The sequence below is a fragment of the Variovorax sp. HJSM1_2 genome (genome assembly GCF_049316285.1).
GTDB lineage: Bacteria > Pseudomonadota > Gammaproteobacteria > Burkholderiales > Burkholderiaceae_C > Rhodoferax_B.
On sequence record NZ_JBMOXA010000023.1, the window covers coordinates 76896 to 83460 of the forward strand.

Below are 6565 nucleotides of genomic sequence, written 5' to 3' on the forward strand. Positions count from 1 at the left end.
GGCACGTAGCAGAACAAATAAAGGAGACATCTCATGCGATTCAAATTTTCATTCTTCAGCGCCTGTGCGGCGGCGCTGGTGGTGGCGAGCGCTGCGGCGCAGGCCGATACCTATCCCACAAAGTCGGTGCGCATAGTCGTGCCCTACGCCACCGGCGGCGGCTCTGACATTCTGGCGCGGCAAATCGGCGCGGGTCTGCAGCAGGCCTGGGGACAGGGTGTGGTGGTGGACAACAAGGCCGGCGCCTCGGGCAATATAGGCAGCTCCGAGGTGGTGCGTGCGCCTGCCGACGGCTACACCTTGCTGCTGCAAAACAGCACCATGGTCACCAACCTGGGTGTGATGGGCAAACTGCCCTACGACCCCGAAAAAGATCTGACGCCCATCATGCTGCTGGGCGTGACGCCGATAGCCCTGGCCGCACATCCGTCGCTCAACGTGAACAACGTCAAGGAACTCGTCGCCTTGGCCAAGGCCAGGCCCGACACGCTGAGTTATGGCTCGTGCGGCATAGGTACACCGCAGCACTTTGTGATGGAACTGGTCAAGCAGCAAACCGGCGTCGCGGCAGCGCATGCCGGGTACAAGGGTTGTGCCCCGGCCGTGACCGATGTGATCGGCGGACAGATTCCCCTGGCCATTGTGAGTGCCAACCTGGTTGCACCCTATGCCAAGAGTGGCAGGCTGAAGGTGCTGGGGGTGTCGACCGCCCAGCGTTATGGCCTGCTGCCCGATGTGGCTACTTTTGAAGAGCAAGGCTTGAAGCCGTTCGACTTTTCGATCTGGTATGCCCTGATGGGGCCGAAGAACCTGCCAGCCGCCGTGGTCGCGAAACTGGCGACCGACATCTCGAAGATTCTGACGGATGCGACGGTGGTGTCCAACCTGTCGAACGCCGGTGTCGAAGCCTACAAGGGAAGCGGCGACGATCTTGCCAAGCTGATCAAGGCCGACACCAAGCGTTATACCGAGCTGGCCAGAAGCGCCAACATCAAGGCCGAATAAACACCGGCGCAAGCCTTTGCGAAGATCACAAGAGAAGAGGTTAGGAACATGCAATTTCATCTGAACGGCTTCAGGCCCGGTGACCCTGAGGTGCTGAGCGCCGAGCCGGATGTGGCGCGGCGAGAGGACACACTGCCAGAAGAGGTCGACGTGCTCATCGTGGGTTGCGGGCCGGCGGGCTTGACCCTGGCCGCGCAGTTGGCGGTTTTTCCGCACATCCGCACCTGCATCGTTGATCAAAAAGACGGCCCTTTGAAGCTGGGCCAAGCCGATGGCATTGCCTGCCGGACCATGGAGATGTTTGAGGCATTCAGCTTCAGCGAACGTGTGCTCAAGGAGGCCTGCTGGATCAACGAGGTGACCTTCTGGAAACCCGATGGCGCACACCCCGGCGACATTGTTCGCCATGGACGGGTGCAGGACACGGAGGACGGGCTGTCCGAGTTTCCGCACGTGATCCTGAACCAGGCCAGAGTGCACGATTTCTATCTGGAGAACATGCGCAACTCGGCCAGTGGCTTGGTGCCGCACTATTCACGGCGCTTTGTCGACCTGCAGATAGACCATTCGCGCGGCGACTATCCGGTCACGGCGCGGCTTGAGCGCACCGACGCGGCCCACAGCGGCACGCTGGAAAGCGTGCGTGCGCGTTATGTCGTCGGTTGTGATGGCGCCCGCAGCGGTGTACGCAAGGCGATTGGGCGCAAGTTGGTTGGCGACTCAGCCAACCACGCCTGGGGTGTGATGGACATACTCGCGGTGACCGATTTCCCGGACATACGCTACAAGGTGGCGGTCCAGTCTGCCAGTGGCAATCTGATGGTGATACCGCGCGAGGGCGGCTACCTGGTGCGCCTTTATGTTGAAATGGACAAGCTGGGTGAGGAGGAGCGGGCCGCGGACCGTGGCATCACGCTGGAGCAGCTGATTGCCGCGGCGCAGCGCATTCTGCATCCGTACAAGCTGGACGTGAAAGAGGTTCCCTGGTGGTCGGTTTACGAAATTGGCCAGCGTATTTGCGACCAATACGATGACGTGGCCGAAGACGACGCTGGCACACGCCTGCCACACGTTTTTATTGCCGGAGATGCTTGCCACACCCACAGCCCCAAGGCCGGGCAGGGCATGAACTTTTCGATGCAGGACACATTTAATCTGGGTTGGAAGCTGGCGGCCGTGCTGTCCAAGCAGTGCGGGCCGGAGCTGCTGCTGAGTTATTCGCAGGAGCGGCAGGTGGTGGCGCAGGAACTCATCGATTTCGACCGCGAGTGGGCCAAGATGTTCAGCGACCGCGCGCAGCAGGAAGGTGGCGACCAAAAGCAGGGGGTGGACCCCAAGGAGCTGCAAAAGTATTTTGTGCAACATGGCCGTTTTACCGCCGGCATGGGCACACGTTATCGGCCATCGGCCATATGCGCAGATGGCGGCGCGCAACATCTGGCGACCGGGTTTGAGATCGGCACACGCTTTCATTCGGCACCTGTGGTGCGGGTGTTCGACGCGAAACCGATGGAGCTGGGGCACGTTGGCAAGGCCGATGGGCGTTGGCGCATCTACGCGTTTGGCGCTACTGCGGCCAGGCCTGCGCACGTCGCAGAAACCGGGATCGCGGCCTTGTGCCAGTTCCTGCAGGAGTCTGCTGAGTCACCCATACGCCGCTACACACCAGCGCATCAAGACATCGATGCGGTGTTCGATGTGCGGGCTGTTTTTCAGCAGGCGCACCAGGAAATCGACTACGGCGCGCTGCCGACCTTGCTGCGCCCCGCCAAGGGCAAACATGGCTTGCTCGACTACGAAAAGGTTTTTTCTGCCGATCCCCGCAGCGGCCGGAACATCTTCGAGTTACGCGGCATTGACCGGACACGCGGCGCACTGGTGGTGGTGCGGCCCGATCAGTACATCGCACATGTGTTGCCGCTAGACGCTTACCAGGCGTTGGCAGGATTCTTTGCGGGCTTTATGCGCCCGCAGCAAGACTGATGCATGCTGGCCCATAGTGGTAACCCCGTTCCGGCGCTGCGCTGCCAGGGCGGAGAATCATGCCGCTGCCGTCACCACCGGATGGCGCTCCAGGATCAACAGCCGGAAGAACACCCGGAACAACGCGTTCTTATGATGTGAAGTCTAGCCCCCTAGCGCTTTCCCCCGAGCCGCGCAACGCTTACGCCAGCGCGGCCGAGGCCATGCAATTGCTGAACGTGCGGCAGCAAACCCTGTATGCCTACGTCAGTCGGGGCTGGATCCGCAGTGTTCCGCAAAAGGGGCTGAAGGCGCGGCTTTACCTGCGCGAAGACATCACCCGTGTGGGCATGCGCTCGGCGGCACGTGCAGGCCATGGTGCGGTGGCCGCTTCGGCGATGAACTGGGGCGAGCCGATATTTCCCACCTCCATCACCGAAATCACGCCCCAGGGACCGCGCTACCGTGGCCATGCCGCTGCGGACCTGGTGCGCCAGGAGGTCTCTTTTGAAATGGTGGCCGAGTTGCTCTGGACCGGAGAGTTGAGCCGCTTGCCCGCCTGGCCGGTAGAAAAGCCGGGTGCGGCGTTGCTGCATTTGACGCAGACGCTGAGCTCATTGCAGGCACGTGACAACATCCTGGAAACCTTTTCCCTGGTGGTGCTGATGCTTGGCATGCGCCGTGGGCCGGTGGCCGAACGGCTGCAGCAAGGCCGCACTTTGGCCGCCGCGCGTGAACTGATGCAGACGGTGGTGGCGTGTTGTGGCTTTCTCGGTCCGGCACAACAGTACCGGCCGCTGCGGAAAGGGCAGTCCATCGTCGACGGCCTGGTGGCCGCTCTGGGTATGCCGGCCTCGGATGAAAATCACGCCGGTCTGCGCGCCATCCTGATCCTGATGGCCGACCACGAGTTGTCACCCGGCACGCTTGGCGCACGTGTGGTGGCCTCGGCCGGCGGCACGCTGCACAGTTGCATCGCCTCCGCGCTTTGTGCCACCTCGGGTGTGGAGGTGGGGCGTATGTACGAGCGTGTGGAATCGTTTCTCGGCCGACCTCAAACGCGCAGTGTGTTGTTCAACCGGGCGATGAAATTGCATGGCCAGGGGCAAAGCGTGCCGGGCTTCGATCATCCCCTGTACCCCAAAGGCGACCCCCGGGCCGCACAGCTGCTGGACCTGGCCCGGGCCCGTTGTCAGCAGGGGCGGGAACTGAAATCGATCTTTGCTTTCCTCGAAGACATGTATGCCACAGCCGGCCTGCTGCCGCGCCAGGAGTTGGCTCTGGTGGTGCTGGCGCGTGCCATGAACTTGCCACCCCAGGCACCAGCGGCGTTGTTTGCACTGGGCCGCATCGCGGGCTGGGTGGCGCATGTGCGTGAACAACGCGCCTCGGGCACATTGCTGCGGCCCCGGGCCAAGTTTGTCCAAGCGCAGAGCGCTCCCTAAGCGCCGCGGGCCTGGCGGCTAGACGCCGCAAAGGCTTTGTTGGCGGTCTTCACATTGATTCAAAGTTCAAGATTGAATGTTCGGGATCGTCTCCCTACGATGCGTCGGCGACCGTCAAAAACAGGAGACAGACATGAAACCCAATCCACGTGTATGGGCCCTTGCGGCCGCGGTGTTTGCCGCGGCCTTGTGCCCGCAAATACAGGCGCAAGAGTTCCCTAGTAAGCCGATTCACATCGTTGTGCCCTTGCCGCCCGGAGGTTCCAACGATGTGCTGGCGCGTTTGTTGGGCCAGAAGATGTCCGAGGCTTTCGGCCAGCCCGTGGTGGTGGACAACAAGCCCGGCGCCGCGGGCAACATCGCCACCGAATTCATGTCGCGCGTCGAGGCCGATGGCTACACCATCGCCGTGGCACCGAACCAGACCGTGGCCGTGAATCCGGTGCTCTACCCCAAGTTGCCGTTTGACGTGGTGCGCGATCTGCAGGGCATTTCTATGATGGGCCGTGTGCCCATGGTGTTGGTGGTGTCCAGCAAAGTGACTGCAGCCAGCGTCAACGAGCTGGTTGCACAGGCCAAGGCCGCACCCAACAAGTTCACCTATGCCTCGGCCGGCGCCGGCAGCCCGCAGCACATGGCCGCCGAGGTGTTCAAGGCGATGACCGGCACCAAGCTCACACAGATTCCCTACAAGGGTTCGGCGCCCGCCATGGTCGACGTGCTCGGCGGCACCGTCGATGTGATGTTCTGCCCTATCAACACCGCTTTGCCACATATTCGCAGCGGAAAGATACGCGCGTTGGGCAGCACCGGCACGCAGCGGCTAGACGCCCTTTTGCCTGGTGTGCCGACCATCGCCGAAAGTGTGCCCAACTACGAGAGCGACATCTGGATAGGCATGGTGGCCCCGGCGAAGACACCGCAGCCCATCATCCAAAAGCTCAATGCCGAACTGCGCCGCTCGCTGGAGTTGCCCGACGTGCGCGCCAAGCTGGCCGAGCAAGGCATTTATGCGGAAACCAGCACGGCGGCGGAGTTCACCGCGCTGATTGCGGCCGACCAAAAACGCTGGGCGGCGGTGATCAAGGCCGCCAACATCGTGCCCGAATGAGCACGCGCCTGACACCTTGCGAATGACCTTCTTCGCCACGCTTTGATCCATTTCCCCGCATCAGGAGAGCTCATGCCCCTTATCTCAAACCCGGCCGTGCGCCGGGATATTCCCCAGCCATCGGAGCCCGACGCCACCGTCTGGGGCAGCGACGCGATTGCAGAAATGCTGCGCGCGATGGACATTCCTTACGTGCTGCTCAACCCGGGGGCGAGTTTTCGTGGCCTGCACGACAGCCTGGTCAACCATCTGGGCAACGAGAAGCCGCAGATGGTAGTGGTGTTGCACGAAGAACATGCGGTGGCGATTGCGCATGGCTACGCCAAGGTCACGGGTCAACCGCTGATTGCCATCCTGCACAGCAACGTGGGCTTGATGCACGGCAGCATGGCCATCTTCGACGCCTGGGTGGACCGCGTGCCGGTGATTGTGCTGGGCGCCACGGGGCCGGTGGATGCGCACAAGCGGCGCCCCTGGATCGATTGGATCCACACGGCACAGGACCAGGGCGCGCTGGTGCGCAACTTCACCAAATGGGACGCGCAGCCAGCTTCAATCCCTTCAGCGCAGGAGGCCTTGCTGCGCGCCCGGCAGATCGCCACCACCGCGCCGCAAGGGCCGGTGTACGTGTGTTTCGACGCGGCACTGCAGGAGTCGAAACTTGCCGAGAGGCCGGTGCTGCCAGATCCCGCACGTTACCTCGCGCCTGCACCCGCACGCCCTTCGGACGAGGTGTTGGCGCAGGCCGCCGCATGGCTGTCAGGCGCGCAGCGCCCGGTCATCCTCATGGGCCGCGTGAACCGCGACGAGCAGGGCTGGCAGCAGCGCGTATTGCTCGCAGAGAGCTTGCAGGCCGAAGTGCTCACCGATCTGCGTGTAGGCGCGGCTTTTCCTACCGATCACCCTCTGCACGCCGCACCAGCCGGTGCTTTCCTCAATCCTGCCGCGCAAGAAGTGCTGCGCAATGCCGACGTGGTGTTGAGCCTGGATTGGCTCGATCTGGCGGGCACGCTGAAACAAGCCTGGGGCGAGCAGGCCGTGG

Annotated in this window: 5 protein-coding genes; all 5 read left to right on the forward strand. The window is 62.7% G+C overall.

Annotated elements, in window-relative coordinates; genetic code table 11:
* Window positions 1-33 precede the first annotated feature (33 nt).
* Window positions 34-1005, forward strand: a complete 972-nt coding sequence (locus tag ACFQ95_RS20475; RefSeq protein WP_422833967.1) for a Bug family tripartite tricarboxylate transporter substrate binding protein — start codon at window positions 34-36, stop codon at window positions 1003-1005.
* Window positions 1006-1053: 48 nt separating this feature from the next.
* Entirely contained in the window at window positions 1054-2988 is a 1935-nt protein-coding gene (locus ACFQ95_RS20480) for an FAD-binding monooxygenase (protein ID WP_422833969.1), read from the forward strand.
* Window positions 2989-3125: 137 nt separating this feature from the next.
* Window positions 3126-4412: a citrate/2-methylcitrate synthase gene (locus ACFQ95_RS20485; protein WP_422833971.1), complete on the forward strand. Its 1287-nt coding sequence runs from the start codon at window positions 3126-3128 to the stop codon at window positions 4410-4412.
* Window positions 4413-4545: 133 nt separating this feature from the next.
* A complete protein-coding gene (locus ACFQ95_RS20490) occupies window positions 4546-5523 on the forward strand; it encodes a tripartite tricarboxylate transporter substrate binding protein (RefSeq protein ID WP_422833973.1) in 978 nt (325 codons plus the stop codon).
* Window positions 5524-5595: 72 nt separating this feature from the next.
* Window positions 5596-6565: thiamine pyrophosphate-binding protein (locus tag ACFQ95_RS20495; protein ID WP_422833974.1), on the forward strand; the 970-nt coding region annotated here is incomplete at its 3' end.

Excerpts from the sequence above, each read along its gene's own strand:
- ACFQ95_RS20475 (WP_422833967.1), top strand. The coding sequence starts at position 34 with ATGCGATTCAAATTTTCATTCTTCAGCGCCTGTGCGGCGGCGCTGGTG.
- ACFQ95_RS20480 (WP_422833969.1), top strand. The coding sequence starts at position 1,054 with ATGCAATTTCATCTGAACGGCTTCAGGCCCGGTGACCCTGAGGTGCTG.
- ACFQ95_RS20490 (WP_422833973.1), top strand. The coding sequence starts at position 4,546 with ATGAAACCCAATCCACGTGTATGGGCCCTTGCGGCCGCGGTGTTTGCC.